This is a genomic window from Ruegeria sp. K5, assembly GCF_056531805.1.
Genome location: NZ_JBQFML010000010.1, coordinates 31,392 through 51,214, shown reverse-complemented (window position 1 = coordinate 51,214; position 19,823 = coordinate 31,392). Strand labels below are relative to the sequence as shown.

The following is a 19,823-nucleotide window of genomic DNA, read 5'->3' as shown; positions in this document are numbered from 1 at the left end:
GCAACAATGAAGAAAAGGTCAGCAGTGTTTTGTTAATAAAAAAAATGCTGTGGGTTAAGTCGTCGAACCACCGATCTTGTTGTTGAGAATCTCGAGTATTCTGTTTCTTTGTATTTTCCCTGATGGCCCTTTTGGCAATTCCGGCAAGACATGGACTTGATCGGGGGATTTGAATCGACCCAGCTTGGTTTCGCAAATCTGCAATAGGGTCAGCGACGTCAGTTCGGATCCGTCCCGGATTTTCACGGCGGCCTCAACGGTTTCACCATAGCTGCGACAGGGGCGCGCAAAAGCTGCGGCTTCGACAACATCGGGATGAGAATACAGCGCCTCGTCGATCTCACGTGGGGCGATGTTTTCGCCGCCTTTAATGATCAGTTCTTTCAGACGACCGGTGACATAGACATACCCATCCTCATCCATGCGCGCCAGATCACCCGTACGCAGCCAGCCATCGGTCGTAAACGTACCCGCAGTCGCATCCGGGTTCTTGAGGTATTCAAGCATGACATTCGGTCCGCGTACGACCAGTTCACCCTCGGTTCTATGTGGAACCGGTTGCTGGTTTAGGTCAAGAATCGCGACATCATTTCCATACCCAACACCTGGTGAGCCGATCTTGCGCACGCCCGGCGGAAGGGGGTTCGACAGGATCTGCGCAGCAGTTTCCGTAAGTCCCATGGTTTCGATGATGGGAACCTCGAACCGATCCTCAAAAGCGCGTTGCACATCAGGTGCCAGCGCAGAGGAAGCGGATCGACCGAACCGCAACCGCTGTCGCGTCTGGGCATCCGGGTTGGTGTCGGAATGCAGCAGATGAGAGATGATGGTGGGCACCACCGAAAACCACGTCGCCTGCGTATTCCCGACGTTGTCCCAGAACCGGCTGGCCGAAAAACGTTCGCACATGGCCAGCGATCCGCCCGAGACGAGCGTTCCCATCACCGTCACGCAAAGCCCGTTGATGTGGTAGATCGGCAAGACGCAGAAACCACGGTCCGCATCTGACAGCTCGTGCGCGAGGGCGGTGGTCCACCCACCAGCCAACAGGCTGGAATGGGTGTGAACGACGCCCTTGGGACGACCGGTCGTGCCGGATGTATACATGAGCAGGGCGTGATCGTCAGGCGTCAGGTCATACAGTTCGGCAGTGGCGTCACCGGCGTCGGCGACCTGCAATGCTTTGGTCACTGCGGGGTCGGCGGTTCGGTCGAACAACGCGGTTTGATCGGGGTGCACAAAGGCAAAGCGCGCGCCACTGTGTTCAAGGGCGTAGGCCACGGCACTGTCGCCTGCGACAAGATTGATCATCGTTGCCCGGAACCCGCCACACAGAACGCCGAACACAGCAATCAGCGCCTCACGGCAGTTCGGATAGACGAGGGCAACGCTTTCGCCTTTTTGCACGCCCAGGCGGGTCAACATGCTGGCCACGTTTCGCGCTGAACCGCGCAGTTCCGCCCAGCTTAGATCCAGCGCGCCATCGGGAAACACAAACCCGGCTCCGCCCTGATCGGCCCTCAGGTCCAGCCAGTCGCGGACTGTGCCTTTTGGCGGTTCCATCATTGCCCGGCCTCCTGCCAATACGCGCCGAAAACGTCCTCAAGCGCAGGTTCGCGGGGGGCGATTTCGCGCACGATTTTGGTGGTTTGGACGAAATGCCGCCAATGCAGATTGGTGTCGATCGAGTTCCCTCCCCAGCTGCCGCAGCCCATAGAAAGCGAAAAGGGCATCCCGTTGGTAAAGCTGCCACCGGTCGCAAAGGTATGCGCCTGATTGACGATGACCCGGCAAGTGGGCAACTCGCGGCCAAGCTCGACCGCGCGCGCGTCGTCGCTGGTGTGAATGCCGACCGAGTGCCCGGCCCCCTGATGGGCCAGAACGCGCGCTGCGGTGGCTTTCGCGGCGGCATAGTCCGAGGCCCGGTAGAGGGCCAGAACCCGGCTCAGCTTCTCTCCGGACAGGGGGTGATCGGGGCCGATCCCGTCGGTTTCGACCGCCAGATACTTGGTGCCTTCAGGGACTTTCCCGGCCATCCCCACGGCCTCAAGCATCTTGTCGGCGTCCTGAGCGATGGCTGACCGGTTCAGGTGCCCGTCCGGCCAAAGGCGGGAAACGATCCCTGCTTGGTCAGAGGCCGGAACCAGCGCGCCGCCCTCGGCAGCCATCGCTGCAACAAAGTCGTCATAGACCGCGCCCACCACAACCACGGCGTTTTCGGACGAGCAGGAGGTCGCGTTGTCGAAACACTTCGAGGCCGTGATCTTGGCTGCGGCAGCCGCCAGATCGGCGGTTTCATCGACTATAACCGTAACATTGCCCGCGCCAACCGCGACAGCGGGTGTGCCGCAGGACTGCGCCCGGTGCACGTTGTTCTGGCTGCCGGTGCAGATCACACGATCCGAGCCTTCCATCAGCCGTTGGGTTTTGGCCTTCGATCCCGGCGCCGGGATCATCTGGACCAGATCCGGGTCCAGCCCCAGCTTGTCAAACTCGGCGTGAATGAAGCTCAGCAGCAGTTCGCAGGATGCGACGCCCTTGGGCGAGGGGGCAACGACGATCGCGTTGCCGCCCTTCAGGGCATTGATAATGTTGTTGGCCGGAGTTGCGGCGGGATTGGTCGATGGGACCACCGCGCCGATCACGCCAATGGGGCGGGCGATTTCAGTGATGCCTGTTTCAGGATCGTCACTGATGACGCCGCATGTTTTTGCTTCGGCAATGTCGCGCAAAAGGCCCAGCGTCTTGCGGTGATTTTTGGTGATCTTGTCGGGGACATTGCCCAGCCCTGTGGTTTCCACGGCCAGCTCTGCCAGCGCCCGATTGCGCGCGGGTTCCATGATCGCCCAACCCGCTGCCAGCGCCGCCTTGTCATAAAGCGCCTGGCTGCCTGCGGCTTCATAGGCGATCTGCGCCTTGCGCGCCTGCGCCATGATCCGGTCAACTTCGGCGATCTCGGGGGCTATCTCGTTCTGAGCGTTCATGTTCATCCTCGATTTGTTGTCCGGGGCGGGTCGTGCCCGCCCCGATTGAGGTCGATCAGAGACCGGCCAGCAGTTCGTTCAGTGTCTGTTGACGCTGCGCCCACATCTCGATCACTTCGTCACGTGTCATGATGTGCATGGGCGAGCCGCCCGCTTCCATCTTGTTGGTGACGCGCGAGTTGGCGAACATCTCGGGGATTGTCGCCGCAAGCTTCTCAATCACCTCAGGAGGTGTTCCCTTAGGCACCATCACACCCCGGAAATTGACCGAGGAATTGTCAACGTCCAGCCCCTGTTCCATCATCGTTGGAACATCGGGCAAGAACGCGTTGCGCTCCAGATCGGCGACGCCGAGGATTTTGACATTTCCCGCCTCTTGCGCACGGAAGGCGTCGGACAGATTGTTGATGCCACCCATGACCTCACCGGCAATGACCGCCTTCATGGCCGCTGCTCCGCCGCCTTTGGTCGGGATGTAAGCCATCTTGGTTCCGGCGGCCTTGTCGATCTGCAGCGCGGCAATGTGGTGACCCACAAAAAGACCTGCGCCGGATACGGTCAGCTTGCCGGGATTCTCTTTGGCAAAGGCCACGACATCGTCCATCGAGTTGAATTCACTGTCGGCACCAACCACGAATACAGCCGGGTCTGCGCCCCAGTTCGCAATGGGCTCAAAGCTGTCTGCTGAATACTCAACACCACCCTTGATCGACTGGGCGATGAAATGCGGAACGTTATAGGCGGCCAAAGTGTACCCGTCCGGATCAGCTTGCGTGGCGAACCAGTTCCAGCCAACGCGCCCGCCTGCGCCGGGCTTGTTGATGATGGCAATGGGCATACCCAGCGCATCCTCATTCCCGGCGGTCATAGTGACAATCCGCGCCTGGAAATCGGTCGCCCCACCGGCCCCGTAGCTGACCATCATCATCAGCGGGCGTTCGGGATAGTCTTCGGCCATTGCCATGCCCGTCAGGCCCGCCAGAGCCATTGCTGCCCCTGCAATCAATCGTTTCATTTTGCCTTTCCTCCCTGATTTGGTTCGACCACGCGCCTGCGCGGTCAGAACAGAATTTCCCTTGGTGTGTAGACGTTCAAAAGCATCGCAAAGAGCCCGTACATGACTGCGACAAAAACCGCCGTGATGATCCCGCGTTTGATCCAGCTTTTGGCTTCGTTGTGGGGGGCGGGGTCGTAGATCGACAGCAGGATGAAGAAGGCGATGGTTGTTGCAGTGTAGAATCCCAGCGTTTTTGCGGCCCAGAACACGTAGATCAGTGTGATGATCAGGCCGGGCAGCATGTTGACGAACATTGTTCGCGTCACGCCGTTTCCGACTTTGGATAGTCCCATGACCGCTTTTCCGAATGTCCACCCGGCCAGCACCACAAAGACTGTTGCGATCAGACGCGGGAACAGGAATGCCTCGGCCGGTTGTTGGGTATAGCTAACCCATGTGACCCAGAGTCCCACGGCAAAAACCAGACCCGACCCGAAGATATGTTGCGAGCGGTTCATGCCTGTGCCTCCTCTTTGGTGGTGTAGCGGCGGCTGCGCAGCTCCATCCAGGCCGAGTAGGCAATCGAGGCTAAAACGACGGCGATCAGGAACAGGTTCAACCCACCAGTCAGGAAGTACGACGCCTTGCCGACGGTCGCGTCAGCGATCATTCCGCCTTGAATGAAGTTGGCTTCGGCGATTGGGCCAAGGATAAGACCCAGCACCAGTGGTGCGGCCGAAAAGCCGAAGCGTTCCAAAAAGAACATCCCAATGCCAAGGCATGCCATGACATAGACGTCGCCCATCGAACCCTGAACCGAGTATGCGCCGAAGACGGACAGTGCCAGAACGATAGCGGCCATAACCGATTGCGGGACCTGTGCGACGCGTGCTGCAAGACCAGCGACGTAAAGGCCAAAGATACACATCAGCACCTGCCCGATCAGCATCGAGTTGATGAAGGTCCACGCCACGTCCGGGTGATTATCGAACAGGTCCGATCCCGGGAAAATCCCGTGAATCAGCAAGCCACCCAACAGCACGGCAGCGGTTGGGCTGCCGGGAATGGACAGCGTTAGCAGCGGGACCAGCGACGGGCCGACCATTGCGTTGTTGGCCGATTCCGCGGCGATTACACCCTCGGAGTGGCCTGTGCCGAACTTGTCTTTCTCGGCCGAGAACTTCTTAGTTTGGTCATAGGCGACGAGACCCGCGATCTGCCCGCCAACACCCGGGATCAGGCCAATGATCGAACCTGTCAGCGTTCCGATGCTCAACGCGCGGGTGCGGCTGAACAGTTCCCTGAACGCCGCCATGATCGAGTGGCGCTGCACTTCGATCACTTCGGCGCCTGTGTTGTGACGCCCTTTAGCGAACATGGTCAGCACCTGCGGGATTGCAAACAGGCCAATCAACGCGGCGATGATGTTGATGCCGCCGCCAAGGGCAGGGTGGAAGATAAAGCGTTGGGCACCCATGATGTCGTCGAACCCGATCGTGGCCAGCCACAATCCTATACAGCCCGACAGAAGGCCTTTGACCACTGACGCGGAATCCAGCGTTCCGATCACCGTGACCCCCAGAATGGCCAGCCAGAACAGGTGCGACGGGCCAAAGGCCAGCGCCCATTTTGCCAGAACCGGGGTCAGAAAAATCAGCAGCAGAACGCCAAAGATGCCGCCCACGGCCGAGGCCAGAAACGACAGCTGCAGGGCGCGTGCACCTTGACCCTGTTTGGCCATCGTGTGTCCGTCCAGAGTGGTGGCAATATTGGCCGGAGCACCGGGGATCTTAAGCAGAATGGCGCTGACCGCCCCGCCGGCCACCGTCGAGGTATAGGCCGCCCCCAGCAGGATCAGGCCCTGCGCGGCCTCAAGTTGGAAGGTGAACGGGATCAACAGGGCCACCGCCATCGTTGGCGACAAGCCGGGTGTCGCGCCCAGGATCAGGCCGCCAATCGTGCCGCCCAACAGCAACAAAAACGACAACGGTGTGAAGACATCTCCGAAGTAATAAATGAATTCCATTCAGGGCCTCCCAACCCATCGGTCCACACTTTTACTTTGTTGACAAATCAGGGTAGGCGATGAAAATAGTATTGCAAATGTTTTCATAAATTCGACCGAATGGAAGAATATTATGGCTAATTATCAAAAGGGTAAGGTGGATATTGTAGCGGTTGCAAAGGCCGCAAAAGTGTCACCGTCAACAGTATCCCGCACATTTAATCACCCCAATCTGGTCAACCCTGCGACTCGGAAGAAGATCAACCGAGCAGTGCAAAGGTTGGGATACATCCGAAACCGGGCAGCGCAGACGATGCACGGCAAAAGGTCAGGCACAATCGGTCTAGTCGTCCCTACCATCAACCACGCGATTTTCGCCGAAGTCATTCAGGCCTTTTCAGATTCCATCGACAATGCCGGGTTTACCCTTTTGCTGGCATCACACGGTTATAATCTCGACCGAGAATACGCGATGGTCCGCAAGCTGCTGGAGCATCGGATAGACGGGGTGGCGCTGGTAGGGCTGGAGCATTCCAAAGCCACTGTTCAGTTAATCAAGCAGCAGAGAACACCGGCGCTCGCAATATGGAACTACTCAAATGACTGCCCGCTTCCGTGTGTCGGAGCCGACAATCGCTTGGCCGGGCGCCTTGCGGCAGAACACCTGCTTGCATTGGAGCACCGTGACATTGGGCTGATCTTTCCCAAAACCACAGACAATGACCGGGCGCAAAATCGTCTTTCTGCCGTACGTGACGCGCTTTACGAAAAGGGTATTTCCATTCCGAATGAACGTGATTCTGAAGCCCCGTACAGCATATCTCAGGCTAAGCAGGCGGCCACGTCTCTTCTAACTGAACGTACTCGCCCTACCGCTTTACTTTGCGGAAACGACGTCATCGCACAGGGCGCTTTGTTTGCGGCCCAAAAACTCGGCTTGAAGGTTCCTAATGACCTGTCAATCATCGGTATTGGAGATTTCAAGGGGTCCGCGGATGTTGAGCCAGGGCTCACCACTATTCGCATTCCAGCAACAACCATTGGAAAACTCGCAGGCGAAAGATTCACCAATTACATTATGTCAGACGATCCAGATCACTTCAGTATCTGCTGCAAATTGGAGTGCGTCGTCAGAGGAACAACTGGTCCAGCGGTAGTTTAGATTCAACGTCAGAACAAAATTCTGGTCAACCTAATGCGAATGCCAAACTATACTGAAGTTAAAACGTGGGGCTTGACCTGCATGCAGCAACAAGAAGCAAAATTACCGGAAATCTCTCCTGAAACAAGCGAAGCGATGTCGCCCATAAACCAGTGGCTTTTGAGCGCTGGTCGTGACAAGGCAAACGTTTGCGAGCTGTTAGAATCCCTAAATGTCCGTCTGACCGCACTCGATATCCCTCTTGTCAAAATGTTTGTCGGGGTGGAGCAACTCCACCCCGAACTATTTGCTGAAACCTATGTCTGGGATGCAAAGAAGGGTACGCAAATCCTTGCCCGGCCTCATGGAGCACAGCTATTGGATAGCTACAAAGATAGTCCTATTCCAAAAATACTTTCTGGTGTCCCGATGATACGGCTGCATGACTTGAGTAGTGAGTATGCTTTTGGGCAATCCCTCAAGTCAGACGGCGCCACAGATGCCGTCTTTATGAGTTTGCGCTTCAGTCAAAATCGTCCACAGGTTCTGTGCTGCGCAACAGATCAGCCTTCGGGTTTCACTCCAAAACACATCATGAAAATCGCATCACTCTTGCCAGCACTCGGATGTGTTGTTGAACTGCTCACAGCTCGCAGAACGGCTGTTCATCTTTTGGATGCTTACGTGGGGCATGACGCCGGTACCCGCATTCTGAATGGAGAAATCACGCGTGGGTCCGGTAAAACTCAAAGCGGGATCATATGGTTTTGCGACCTTGCCGGATTTACGTCAATGAGCGAAGCACTATCCAGTAGCGATTTGATTGGAATGCTAAATCAGTTTTTTGACGCTATGGCCAAACCGGTTGAAAAATACCAAGGTACAATTTTAAAGTTTTTGGGAGACGGCATTCTAGCGTTTTTTGCTTTGCCGGCAGACGTCGATGATCCTTCGAAAGTGTGCTCGTCGGTGTTAAATGCCGCGCGCGAAGCTTGCGAAAACGTAGATCGACTAAACTCCGACCGCAGTAATGTAGGAGATCCGCCGATTTCATTTGGGATTGGTTTGCACATTGGTGAAGTGCTTTATGGGAATGTGGGCGCGGTAAATAGGCTTGACTTTACCGTGATTGGGTCTGCCGTGAACTACACGGCGAGATTAGAAGCGATCACCCGCCGTACGAATTACCGCATTGTGGTGTCATCTGAGTTTGCGTCTCGTGTCAGCGAAACGTTGCCGTTGGTTGGCCTCTTTGAGTTGCCGGGCATTCGCGAACCGCAGCCTGTTCACGGCGTGTTGTCGTGTTAACCGCCATTCGATTGTTTCTTATGGAATTTGTTTCACGCCCGTTCGTTAGAAAAAGTACTTGATACCAATGTATGGACCATGCTGGTCGACGTCATAAGCAAATTCACCGGAACTCAGTGTGTCGCTATAGTCGACGCTAAAGTAACGATACCCGAACGTGAACGCTGTCTTCTCCCAAGGTTGATAGTCGAAACCAACATTTACACCAATCTGGAGGTCATTTCCACCGGCCCCAAAACCGCCAAGTTCCAAGGACCCAATCCCAGTCCATTTTTGGTTTAGCCGCCACATTCCGCGTATGCCGACGACTGGTTCTATCCAGCCCTGATCTCCGCCCAATGTAGGTGGGTTTCCCGGTCCTGGGGTAGATATGTCGATTTCCTGACGGATGGAGTTGTACCTCAGACCACCTTGGAGATCGATTGCATACCTTTGGCCGCTGCTGCCGTATTCGCCATCTGAAATACGGTAAGCCCCAAGCACACCAAACCATTTTTGACGAACGTCGACGTTTACCCCGGCACCAAGAGGGCCAGGCAGAATGGAATCCTGTTCGATCCCCACATAATTTGCATCCACGATGATGCCAAAATCCCCGTTCCATGCCTCATACCGGCCGGCTGCCGCGAAATCGAGCACATCCAGGACGTCACCAAGGTCCAGATCCAAATCCGCGGATTGTCCAGCCACGGTTGACGTACCCGTGGTTCGTAGGGGTGTGAACAGATAGAATGAGGCTCCATGCCGCCAGCCTGTTTCGTTTTGACCTGGCGCAGGTAGAGACTGAGCACGGGAAAGCCCGGGCATAGATAATACGCCGGTCAGAAATACGAGGGCGCTAATTGATCTGAGATGGAGCATCGGAGTTTCCTTGCATATTGGCGGCGCTTAGTAGTTGAACCTGAGACCTATCCCGGCACCTTGGTCGTAGGGTCTGTCAGCACCAATACCGACCAACACATCTGCGTAGAGTGCAATTCCAGGGCTGAGGTTCTTACCGATCTGGAATTCGGCGGTCGCGGGCCACGCGTCATTTTCCCAATCGTATGGCGCCTTGATATCTGCTTTGGCCCAATACCCGTCACCAAATGGCTGTAGCGCAATAAGGCGCATCGCAGTTTGGCTGACATCGGTCGAACCGTTATATGAAGCAAAGTGTTGGACCAGAGGGATCAGAGTCAGCCCAGTATTAGTGTTTGCAAAAGCGAACCCACCAAATGGGGCTATCTGATCCGACCCAGTGCCGATGCCTTCGTCAGGGTCACCAAAATCGAGGATCCACTCCAAACCAAGTGCGGATTTGACGGTCCATGTGTCATTCAAGGGTGTCTGTGAGGGAAAGTAGATCAGCTTGAAGCTTGTCTTTTCGAACCCGTTGAACCTTTCGCCAGTAGTATTCGTTGAATTGTAGTGGAGCTCGTATTTTAGTTTTAGATCGGGGCGTAACATGTATGCACCTTCGACAAAGGCATCCTGACGGTCTGCACCCCCTGCCAAATCGAAGTACTGATATCGAATGTCGGTGTTGTTAACCGCAGCCAATGGATTTGACGCGTTTTCCTCAGCTTCGGAAGCAGAGCCTACCACGACCAGTGCATAGATCAGAGGAACAAGACAATGGAAGTTGCGTAACATCATACACCTGGGAGAAGTTGGATGGTCAGGTTAGACGGCGACAGGTTCTCGCCGCCTTCTACCTTCATCATTGCCAGCTGGAGAAGACTTCTCGGGTCAACTCGCTTTCGGGACGAAGATTCTCAATACCTTCATACGGCACACCCTTGCCCAGCGGCAGATGCGGGTGCTTTGCAATGGTCTTCTGATGGCGCTTCACCATGTCTTGGAAAGATGCACCGGACCATAGTGAATACCCGACAAGCGGATGCTCTTCACGCGGGTCGCGATAGACATTGAACACGGGGGCCGCAGCGCCGGGCTGACCGGGGGCCGGCAAATGCATCTTGAACTCTTGCTTCACGACCGAGCGCAATACGGGCCCTTCGTACACATAGACGTAGTCACGACGCGAGTTGCCTTCACCTTCAAGTAACAGCGCCGTCTGGTCAATGCCGTCGATCACGCGGTCGCGCGGGATGCGGTCAGTTGCGCCTGCGATCCGCACGAAGGTCGTGAACAAATCCGAGACATGTACGATGTCACCTGCTGCACTGCCTGGCTCGATAGCGCCGGGCCAGCGGATGAACGCGTCAGTTCGCACTCCGCCTTCGAGGTGCTGCGTCTTTCCGCCGCGATAAATCAACTGGTTCAGACCGGACGTTCCTTCGTAGTGATACATCAGGCCATTGTCAGCCATAATCATAACAATGGTGTTGTCCGCCTTGCCAGTTTCATCCAGCTTAGCCAGTACTTCACCGATCCAGCCGTCCAGAACCTGCAACTTGTCGGCATGAAAGCCACCATTGCGGGAAACGGCCTGATCCGGATAAGCAAAATTCAGCGGATAGAGTGGCCAGTATTGCATAAAGAATGGGTCGTCCTGCGAGGCGAGGCGGTCTAGCTGTTCCAGTGCCTGACGCTGATAGCGCAGGTTCATTTCTTCGTATTTGGCCTGTGTCCATTCTTCGCCCGGCGCCATGTCGACTTCGCGAGCAAGGCCACCTGCTTCCCCTTCAACGCCGGTTACAAGACCGTAGGGCTTGAATCGCTCATCCAGCTGGAATTGGTTGGACTGTCCGGACGGATGGAAGCCAAGCATATTGTTGGCAACCATCGCATCCCGTGTCATCAGGCTGAGTTGAACCTGCTGATGCAAAGGGAATGCGGCCCAGTCAAAACCCTGATTGTGCGGGTAAGCCTGCTCAATATCGCCCTGATGCCATTTCCCGACATGAGCAGTGTTGTATCCTTCTTCCTTCAGGATCTCGGCAATCGTGACTTCTTCAGCTGCAAGACCTTCGCCAACCAGCGCAACTTTGACCTCTTCAACACCGGCGCGCACCGGATGACGACCGGTCAACATAGCAGTTCGTGTCGGTGTGCAGGATGGCTCAGTATACATTCTCATCAAGGACATGCCTTCGTTGGCAAAGTCGTTGATGTTGGGCGTGTCGAAACCTGTGACGTAGTTCATCGTCCGGTTACCCATTTGACCGAAGCTGACATCGTCGATCAGGATATACAGGATATTGGGCGGCTGGCCGCCATTGGCGTCGCGGATCTCGGCAAGTTTCGCCTCAATCTCGGAGTCCTGCGCATCCCATTGCTCGCCAAACTGTGCGCGTAGGAACTCAAACTCGCCATCATGGATGATAGGCGCATCCTGGGCAAAACCCGCGCCAGCCATCAGCACCATGGCTGTGGCATGTTTCAATATTGATCTCATCGGTATCCCTTCCCCTATGGATTACATCTTTCCTGCGCGCCGCAACGATTGGGTGATTTCATCCCGAAGACCATCCAGAGTATCGCGGATATCGCTAGCGAACTGGTTTAAGTTGCTTCCCGGCTCGATGTTCATTGATAGATACTCGTCACAAAGAAGCTGATAGTCGCGGCAGATCTCATCGAATTCCGTATCCACGCGCCGTAAATCCGCAATTGCGGATTGGTGATCGGGAAACAGGGTATCAAAGGCGTAACCTTCCAATTGCGATGGCTCATTCGATGGATCAACAAACTTCGCTGAGTTTTCGTCGAATTCACTTCTCACAAAAGGTTTATCGGGGCATAATACGGTGTAATCTAATGCGTAACTTACTGAAAACATGGAATTAACCAAAGACACATCTACTACATTGAATGAGAGCGGGTCACCTGCTCCCAAAGATGTGCGGGCGGCACTGCAGCGGCTTGTCAGGTCTTCAACTTTCGCAGGTTCGCAGCGATTGCAGGACTTTCTGGTGTATGTGGTCGAAGAATCGCTCAACGGTCGAGCTGACGAAATTCGTGCCAAGACTATCGCCTTGGATGTCTATGGTGGGACCCCTTCAGAGATGTCGCGCCGTGAAAACGTCGTTCGGGTCGACGCCGGTCGCTTGCGTCGCAAGCTTGCCGAATTCTATGCCGGAGATGGTCTCGAAGAAGGCATGATATTCGACCTGCCAAAGGGCGGCTACGCTCCTGAGATTCTGGTCAGGTCGCCCGAGACGCTTCAACCTCCTCCGTTTGGGCTGGAAATCAGAGCAAACACTTGGCGTCGCCCGTTCGTTGGAGTTGCCGGCCTCTTCGTTCTAGCCTGTTTTGTAGTTGCTGTTGCGTTGCTATCAACAAAACTAGTCGATCCAGTCGGCTCGCCAGTCGATGGCCTGAGTCGTGACGAGCGCAGCGCAATTTTTGATGCATCCCCTATGCGCCTTCAGGCTGTAAATCTGGCCAATACTGGTCGTGATCTGATCTTTCCGGCCTTGGAACCTGCGCGTCTTGACGCGGCCTTAACCATATTCAAGGGGGCAATTGAAAACGACGACACCTATTTCGGCGGCCATGCAGGCGCTGCGCAGGTCGCTGCGACAATTGCTGTGCTGACATCCGATGCCGACCTAGCCAAGGAAATGTTGAACTACGCCGACGCTCGGGCCAACAGGGCCATCGAGTTGGCTCCGGAAACGGGTTGGAGCCAGTCCGCAATGGCTTGGGTCAAGTTTGCCATGGGAAACTGGCCTGAGGCCATAGAATTTGCACAAAGAGCACAGCGTTTGGCACCACACGACGTACATGTGTTGGAGTTCGTGTCGCTGGTCCTGCTCTTTTCCGGTTCATTTGAACAAGTCGTAGAAATTAGCGAGGACGCACTCTCAAAAATCGAGCTAGAGCGGGGTTACGTGTTTCAGAACGCGATGGGGTCAGCAAAGTTTCATATGAAGGACTATGAAGGCGCCGTGTCAGCCTTTGAACGAGCAACGGAAAAAGGAGGCCCTGTCGGACCTGTATCCGTTGCTTACCTAATTGCGTCACATCAGATGATGGGCAATCAGGCTGAAGCTCGGACTCTATCGGAACAACTCTCACGCGAGTGGCCTGACAGTCGCGTGGATGCGCTATTCGAGAAGCTTTTTGCAAATCCGAAACACGGGGAAGACCTTGGTAATGCAATGAGACAGGCCAGTTGGAAGCCACCAGGCTAGGAGCGTAAATTCGAACTTTGGCCGCTAGATTTGCTCTCAATGTCATCGAGACCGAATGCTCAGCAACTGCACAATGCCTGATTCATGCGAAACAGACGATGTGAAATCGGCTTTCTATGTACCTTCCAACGGTCAAGTAAAACCTCTGGACGTCATGGTTGCTCTTAGCAAAGGTGCCCGTGCCTTGGGGGCTAGGTGTTCGAAGACACAAAGGTCAACCAGTTGGTTACGGGTCAGCCCGCGCGTGAGCGTGACCCATGCGCGAACCGCTTTTTCACAACAGGAGAATTCTGACGACTAGGGCTTCGAGCACACACCATATCGACTTGCATGAATCCGACACGCAATCAGACTGGCTCGAGAAACACGTCCTCCAGCATACTTTCTGAAACCGCTCCAGGTGCTCCGATTGCAACCAGACGGGTTTCGGGCTTGCGGTTACCCCACGGCTCCTCTCTTGCAATGTCGATGCGTTTGCCGACGACTTGCACTACTACCCGATGGTCCGGATCCTCTTCGGATAGCACAAACCCTTTCACCCGGTAGACCTCGCCAGGCAAACGCTTGATCGCGTCACGCAGTCCGGACAAGGGGACGGGTCGTTCGGATTGCAAGAAGGTCGTCGTGAACTGGGCAGAATGGTCATGGTTCGGACAACCACAGCCGGGACCATGTTCGTGATGATCTGGTACTTCGGTATCTAGCTGCTTGGCGGCAAAACGCCCCACCGACAAAAGGATGTCGAGCGGTACTTCAGCGTTAACGGCCTCCACAAGTCGGTAGCGACGGAATCTTGATCCAAGCCAGTCGTGAACCTTCTGAACAGTAGTACGGTCAACCAAATCAATCTTGTTGAGGATAACCATGTCAGAGAAGGCGATCTGGCGTAGTTTCAGCTCCATCTGCTCGGGCGCAGCAAATACTTGTTCAGCATCCACAAGGCACATGATGCTGTCCAAACGGATCATGTCCCGGAACCGTTGGTCAGTGAAAGTCATCGCAATCGACGAAGGGTCCGACACTCCACTTGCTTCAAGCACGATGTACTCCGGTTTTTCCGGGCGCGCGAGAACGGCCTCCACCGTTTCGATCAGGTCATCTCGGATCGAGCAGCAAACGCAGCCATTCGCCAGACTCATTACGTCATCTTCAACACCTACCACGAGGTCGGCGTCCACGTTTATTGATCCAAAATCATTCACAAGAACGGCCACGCGCAATCCATGGTTGCCGGTCAGGATGCGGTTTAGAAGTGTTGTCTTACCGGCTCCTAGAAAGCCGGTAAGAATGGTGACTGGGACAGCAGCGGTCGAGCCAAACTCAATCATGGCACTCACCTATTAGTCCTCGTCTCGCGGACCGATTACATCGGACACCTTGATCGTGAAGTTTTGGGGCCATTCCCCACCAGGCGCACGAAAGACATCTGACGGGTAGTATTCGCGCGGATCGATCTCCATATCCCGGTACTTCTGATCTTGTTGATCTGCGCGGGTGAGCCTTGGGTTCGGCAAGGTAACTTCGTCTGGAAGCTCAATGCGCCCGGCCTCAGCTGCCGCAGCCAGTTCGCGGAATGGCGGAACAGTTCCAGATTTTCCGGGCAACGCCGCCTTCCGGTACCAGATCGCATCTTTGGTAACGTTGACGACAGCCACATCAAGCCCCCATTGGAATAGTCCGTCGTAGTGAGCGCGAATGCCCGCCAGCATTTCGGCGTCGATGTCTTCGTCCTGGGTATAGTGTGTCACCATTCCCAAACGCGGCCTTGTGTCAGCAAAGAGCTTACCCACGGCATAGTGGGAGGTGTGATGCGTATCGATAGTATAGTTAAAAAGATCCTGTGGAATGCCGTATTTGTAGGTCATCAACTGACCAATATCCTGTCCCGACATTTCGGTTACAAAGACATCTACGCCTTCGCCGTATTTCCGTGAAAGCTCATCCGGGCGACCATCGCCGGTCCATACAAAGCTCAGACCGTTCCAATCGAGCCGATACCCGACTGCGCCGTCTTTGGCATGGCTACGAGGCCATGACCGAACTGTGACCCCATCCTGATCATATACGATGCCACCTTCTTGGCGGAAATCGAACTCGTTCACCTCGATCTCGTAACCGTCACCGATGGGGAACACGTCAAACGCTTCGAGGTGCCACTTGAGCATCTGCTGCATGCCCTTGACCATACCAGCAGTACCGAGTTCCGGTGTTCGACCGGACGGACCATGGATGCGCAACGGCGTGTAGCCACCCGACCACGCACGGAAGGGGTAAATATAGGGAATGTCGGCATAGTGATCGACATGCAGGTGAGAGATGAAGATGTCGTTGATCAGCTGTCCTGGCACCTGCATGGCAATGATGTTGCGTACACAACCGGATCCGAAATCGAAGAAGAAACGTTTTCCATTTCCAAGTTCCACCATGATGCAGGTACCTGCCTGATCTTCGCGCGGCGGATAAGGTGTCGAACCACAAAACGAGATGCGCATCTCATCTGGGCCCAACTCTTCACTGAGTGGAAAATAGTTTGCGTTTGAACCGGTCATGTACTTCGTCGGGCGGAAATACTCTGGCAGAGAGATGCCGCCTGCGGGCCGACCACCATACGGATTCTTGAGAGATTCACCGAGTGGGCCGTCGCCTTGGTGCGCCTCGGCACTCCCCGCCGCAAACCCCGCTGCCCCCGTTGCAGCTGCGCCAGTGGCCAAGCCCTTCAGAACGTTCCGCCGCGACGGATCTTCAATCTGGTCTGTCTCTTGGCCCTGTTTGTTTTCCTGGTCTTTCCCACTATCGTCTTTGGTCATGGATTGGTCCTCAGTTAGAGTCGTTATGAAGATTGCGCTTCACCATCCGGCGAAGTTCTTTCACGAGTTCAGATCTGATGTGGGCCCATTCAGCGCGCTCGGCGTCCGTGATTGATGCGTCTTTCGAAAACGCAGATGCTTTCTTCAGGTCTTCGATGACCTCGCCGAGAAGCGCGTCCGTTTCGATGCGCCTCGACAGCACATCGGAAAGCTCTGGAATTTCTTCAATCAGGTCCACCGTCACTGGAAAAATCCCGACACCCACTATCTATTCTCAAATCAAGATGAGTGCGGTTGACCGCAAAGGCCAAGTGAGTCACCGTGAGTTAGGGGTGAGTTGACATTGAACAAATCCAACGAATTGCCAATAAATCAACATGTTGGACAGCCTTCTCCGGAGCTCATCCGGGAAGCTCTGAATCAAATTGTATCAAGTGAAGGGTTTCAAGCCTCGCCCCGCCTGAAGCAATTTCTAACCTATATAGTAGAGGAATCTTTATCGGGTCGAAGCGATCAGATCCGAGGTAAAGCTATCGCTGTGGAGGTCTATGAGCGTCGCATTGATGGCACTGGCAGTCAAAACCTCGTTCGCGTCGAAGCCAGGCGGCTGCGTCGACTGCTACACGCGTTTTACGAAGATCACTGGGACGGTGAAGGTGTTCGCATCTTTGTCGACCCCGGCGGATACAAGCCTCGGTTTTCATACGAACCTACAATCGAAAACCGCGCGTCAGGTACTTGTGACAGCGATGAGCCTGATGGGTGGCGGCGTTCGCTGAAGCTGCTGCCAGCCGGACTGGGTGTTCTTGCATTAGTCGCTGTGCTTGGAATCTGGATGAGCCAGGATAACAGGGAGGTTGTGCCAACAACTCGATCCATCGAACAAGTAGAACGTGTGGCGCTTGGCGAACAATCGTTGACAAGACTCCAGGCAGCCAATCTTGCGGATCAAGCCCGCGGCATGCTTTTCCCCGTTTTTGATGTCAAGCGTCAGCAAATAGCGCTGGGAATGTTCCAGCACGCGATGGAACTCGACCCGGCTCTGTCCGACGGCTATGCTGGATCAGCGCAGGTCCTTGCGATCCTGGCGGTGTTGTCACCGGATGAAGCACAAAGGGATGATCTCTTCAATCAAGCCTCAGAAATGTCTGGAAAAGCGCTTGAATTGTCCCCCGCTGATGCGTGGGCAAACGGCGCAAATGGTTGGGTGCTGGCTGTCAAAAACCAGCCAAACGAGGCATTGAAATACGCAAGAATGTCCGTCGAACTTGCGCCGAAGAATGGCCATATTCTGGACCTTGCAGGCATCACTGCCATCATGGCTAACGCCCCGGAACTTGCCGCCGAAGTTAGCAATCCGGAGAGACCCAGATCAGGATCTGGCCGCTTTGGCGCAAGAAACATCTGGGGCGTGTCGCAACTTATGCTCGGCAACTACGAAAATGTTGTCGAAGCCTTTCAGGACGCCCCAGCCGCAGGTGCGCCTGTCAGCGCTCCTTCCCTACTATTCCAAGCTGTTGCACAGGATCAGCTGGGAAACTCGGAAGAGGCACAACGTCTCGTTAACAAAATGCGCAAGACTTGGCCCGAGTTTCCGTCTGAGTTTCTCACCGACAGGATTTTTCAAAACGACGACGCAACTCGCAAAGCAGTTTTCGAAACATTGAAAAAGTACTGACAAATCCAGCCGCGCGCAACTCATCGAAAAAATGATGCCTTGCACGGCTCCATTCGCTTAATGTGCAATTCCATACCTTTTTGCTCACAACATTTCCAGTTTCGGCTTTTATCAATTAAACATGATAAGTACCGCTTATCATGATATTTGAAATCTGACCCAAATTGACGCAGAATGGGTACATTGTCGGTTTTCCTTAACCAATGGACTCGCGACGGCATTGGTCCGTAACCCGTAGACCCCTGCCCCGATCCGGCAGCAAACCATATTAGATGCAGCACAGTAACCTGCAATTTTGTAAACAAGTACCGGCACAAATTTGGTCCGCGCCTACACTTAAAGGACCAACCCAGCATGAGGCCAACCATGAAAAATGGTGAAAACAAGCAAGAACAGTCTACAGGTTTGGGGAAATCGACATGAGGCCCCCTGCCCCATACCTCCCCGCCGCCGCCCCTGCCCTCTCGGACACAGATCAGGAGGCGCTCACTGATCTTTATGTGCGCGGCACACCGGAAAACACGCTGCGGGCATATGAACGGGATCTGCTTTATGTCACCGCCTGGAAGTCTGCGCGGTTCGCAGCGACGCTGGACTGGCCGGAATCTGAGGCCACCGCCCTCGCCTTCATTCTCGATCACGCCCGAGATCTGAATGACGCACCAGAAACGGATGTGGCGCGCGAAACCGCAGAAGCGCTGATTGCTCAGGGGCTGCGCAAGTCCCTCGCCTGCCCTGCCCCCTCGACGCTGGACCGGCGCATCGCCTCCTGGCTGGCCTTTCATCGAATGAAGAACCTGACCAGCCCTTTCGGTGCGCCCCAAGTGAAGCAGGCCCGTGCCAAGGCGCGCCGGGCTGCAGCCCGGCCCCCTGCCCCAAAATCGCAGCACCCGATCACCCGGGACATCCTCGAGCAACTGCTGTCCACCTGCCGTGGCAGCCGCCGGGATTGCCGCGACCGCGCCATCTTGATGCTGGGTTGGGCTTCTGGTGGTAGACGGCGCTCGGAGATCACCGGGCTGATGTTTGAAGACGTCTCGCTGAAGGAGTTCGACGAGAAAAGCCTGGTTTGGATTTCACTGCTGGAGACCAAGACGACAACCAAAGGTGAAACGCCGCGGCTGGTGCTGAAAGGCCGCGCCGCCCAGGCGTTGGTCCATTGGATCGAGGTTGGACAGATTAAGAACGGGCCACTGTTCAGACCAGTCTCAAAAGCGGATCGTGTGCTGAAACGTCGGCTTTCGCCGGACGCTATCTATCAGATCGTCAAACATCGCCTCCAGTTGGCGGGGTTGCAGGAGGACTTCGCCTCGCCGCACGGTCTGCGTTCTGGGTTCCTAACCCAAGCCGCACTGGACGGCGCACCAATCCAAGCTGCCATGCGCCTCTCGCTACACCGCTCCATGGCCCAGGCGCAGAAGTACTATGACGACGTCGATATCGCAGAAAACCCGGCGACGGACCTGTTGGGGTGAGGAAATACGCAATCAGCTCAATTGGCCCCCTGCCCTTCCCTATTTCTTGTCTTGGTGCGCAAGCCGTTTCTTCTTTTGTGCCAACTGCTCGTTATGAAAAGCTCAACTCGAGGCGGAGCATTCGGAAGAGTTTTGTGTGTATGCCTACTTTTTGCACAGCAGAACTTCATCAGCTATAAAAGCCCGGGAACCGCTTCAACGAGGTTTACAGCTGTAAACCATTTTGCTTTGATGCAAAGCGTATGTAGTTCACAGCTTTGTAGAACCCACAATATAAGCGAAAATCCTTGACTTAGGACAATGAATCACGCCTGTTTGTCTCAAGTGGCGCAAAAATGACCACA

Annotated in this window: 17 protein-coding genes; 5 read left to right on the top strand and 12 right to left on the bottom strand. The window is 55.1% G+C overall.

All coding sequences use genetic code 11. The annotated features are described in order from the left end of the window. Positions 1–54: 54 nt before the first annotated feature. The 5 genes from ACR0MO_RS19120 to ACR0MO_RS19100 are packed head-to-tail and all read right to left on the bottom strand — an operon-like array spanning position 55 to position 6,007. Positions 55–1,566 (bottom strand): AMP-binding protein, encoded by a 1,512-nt coding sequence (locus ACR0MO_RS19120; RefSeq protein ID WP_480892877.1) that lies wholly within the window; start codon positions 1,564–1,566, stop codon positions 55–57. Further along, positions 1,563–2,984: an acylating sulfoacetaldehyde dehydrogenase gene (sauS, locus tag ACR0MO_RS19115; protein WP_480892874.1), complete on the bottom strand. Its 1,422-nt coding sequence runs from the start codon at positions 2,982–2,984 to the stop codon at positions 1,563–1,565. Before sauS ends, ACR0MO_RS19120 begins: the two co-directional genes overlap by 4 nt. Before the next feature lie 55 nt (positions 2,985–3,039). Next, positions 3,040–3,999: a tripartite tricarboxylate transporter substrate binding protein gene (locus tag ACR0MO_RS19110; protein WP_480892871.1), complete on the bottom strand. Its 960-nt coding sequence runs from the start codon at positions 3,997–3,999 to the stop codon at positions 3,040–3,042. A gap of 44 nt (positions 4,000–4,043) precedes the next feature. Beyond that, a complete protein-coding gene (locus ACR0MO_RS19105; RefSeq protein WP_480892868.1) occupies positions 4,044–4,499 on the bottom strand; it encodes a tripartite tricarboxylate transporter TctB family protein in 456 nt (151 codons plus the stop codon). Continuing rightward, positions 4,496–6,007 carry a tripartite tricarboxylate transporter permease gene (locus ACR0MO_RS19100; protein ID WP_480892866.1) on the bottom strand — a complete coding sequence of 504 codons (1,512 nt, stop codon included), beginning with the start codon at positions 6,005–6,007 and terminating at the stop codon, positions 4,496–4,498. Before ACR0MO_RS19100 ends, ACR0MO_RS19105 begins: the two co-directional genes overlap by 4 nt. A 112-nt stretch (positions 6,008–6,119) precedes the next feature. Between ACR0MO_RS19100 and ACR0MO_RS19095 the strand changes: the two genes are divergently transcribed. Next, on the top strand, positions 6,120–7,148 hold the full coding sequence (locus tag ACR0MO_RS19095) for a LacI family DNA-binding transcriptional regulator (RefSeq protein ID WP_480892863.1): 1,029 nt from the start codon (positions 6,120–6,122) through the stop codon (positions 7,146–7,148). A gap of 81 nt (positions 7,149–7,229) precedes the next feature. Then, entirely contained in the window at positions 7,230–8,435 is a 1,206-nt protein-coding gene (locus ACR0MO_RS19090; RefSeq protein ID WP_480892860.1) for an adenylate/guanylate cyclase domain-containing protein, read from the top strand. Positions 8,436–8,480: 45 nt separating this feature from the next. On the opposite strand, the gene ACR0MO_RS19085 is transcribed toward ACR0MO_RS19090, so the two are convergent. The 4 genes from ACR0MO_RS19085 to ACR0MO_RS19070 form a co-directional block, all read right to left on the bottom strand. Then, positions 8,481–9,125, bottom strand: a complete 645-nt coding sequence (locus ACR0MO_RS19085) for a hypothetical protein (protein WP_480892857.1) — start codon at positions 9,123–9,125, stop codon at positions 8,481–8,483. A 198-nt stretch (positions 9,126–9,323) separates the two neighbouring features. Next, positions 9,324–10,070, bottom strand: a complete 747-nt coding sequence (locus ACR0MO_RS19080; protein ID WP_480892854.1) for a hypothetical protein — start codon at positions 10,068–10,070, stop codon at positions 9,324–9,326. Positions 10,071–10,137: 67 nt separating this feature from the next. After that, positions 10,138–11,766: a sulfatase-like hydrolase/transferase gene (locus ACR0MO_RS19075; RefSeq protein ID WP_480892851.1), complete on the bottom strand. Its 1,629-nt coding sequence runs from the start codon at positions 11,764–11,766 to the stop codon at positions 10,138–10,140. A 33-nt stretch (positions 11,767–11,799) separates the two neighbouring features. Beyond that, complete coding sequence (locus tag ACR0MO_RS19070; RefSeq protein ID WP_480584263.1) at positions 11,800–12,162, bottom strand: hypothetical protein; 363 nt, start codon at positions 12,160–12,162, stop codon at positions 11,800–11,802. Positions 12,163–12,280: 118 nt separating this feature from the next. Between ACR0MO_RS19070 and ACR0MO_RS19065 the strand changes: the two genes are divergently transcribed. After that, positions 12,281–13,519 carry a tetratricopeptide repeat protein gene (locus ACR0MO_RS19065; RefSeq protein WP_480892847.1) on the top strand — a complete coding sequence of 413 codons (1,239 nt, stop codon included), beginning with the start codon at positions 12,281–12,283 and terminating at the stop codon, positions 13,517–13,519. 347 nt (positions 13,520–13,866) lie between these two features. Here ACR0MO_RS19065 and ACR0MO_RS19060 read toward each other — a convergent pair whose 3' ends face one another. From ACR0MO_RS19060 to ACR0MO_RS19050, 3 genes are read right to left on the bottom strand one after another with little or no spacing between them, the layout of a single operon-like run. After that, positions 13,867–14,847, bottom strand: a complete 981-nt coding sequence (locus tag ACR0MO_RS19060) for a CobW family GTP-binding protein (RefSeq protein ID WP_480892844.1) — start codon at positions 14,845–14,847, stop codon at positions 13,867–13,869. Positions 14,848–14,859: 12 nt separating this feature from the next. Beyond that, positions 14,860–16,326, bottom strand: a complete 1,467-nt coding sequence (gene gntH, locus ACR0MO_RS19055) for a guanitoxin biosynthesis MBL fold metallo-hydrolase GntH (RefSeq protein WP_480584269.1) — start codon at positions 16,324–16,326, stop codon at positions 14,860–14,862. A 10-nt stretch (positions 16,327–16,336) separates the two neighbouring features. Beyond that, the gene (locus ACR0MO_RS19050; RefSeq protein WP_480584271.1) at positions 16,337–16,570 is read right to left on the bottom strand and encodes a hypothetical protein; all 234 of its coding nucleotides are present in this window, start codon (positions 16,568–16,570) and stop codon (positions 16,337–16,339) included. 99 nt (positions 16,571–16,669) lie between these two features. Between ACR0MO_RS19050 and ACR0MO_RS19045 the strand changes: the two genes are divergently transcribed. Continuing rightward, on the top strand, positions 16,670–18,004 hold the full coding sequence (locus tag ACR0MO_RS19045; protein WP_480892841.1) for a tetratricopeptide repeat protein: 1,335 nt from the start codon (positions 16,670–16,672) through the stop codon (positions 18,002–18,004). Between the two features lie 419 nt (positions 18,005–18,423). After that, positions 18,424–19,479 (top strand): tyrosine-type recombinase/integrase, encoded by a 1,056-nt coding sequence (locus ACR0MO_RS19040; RefSeq protein WP_480892839.1) that lies wholly within the window; start codon positions 18,424–18,426, stop codon positions 19,477–19,479. The last annotated feature ends 344 nt before the right edge of the window (positions 19,480–19,823 follow it).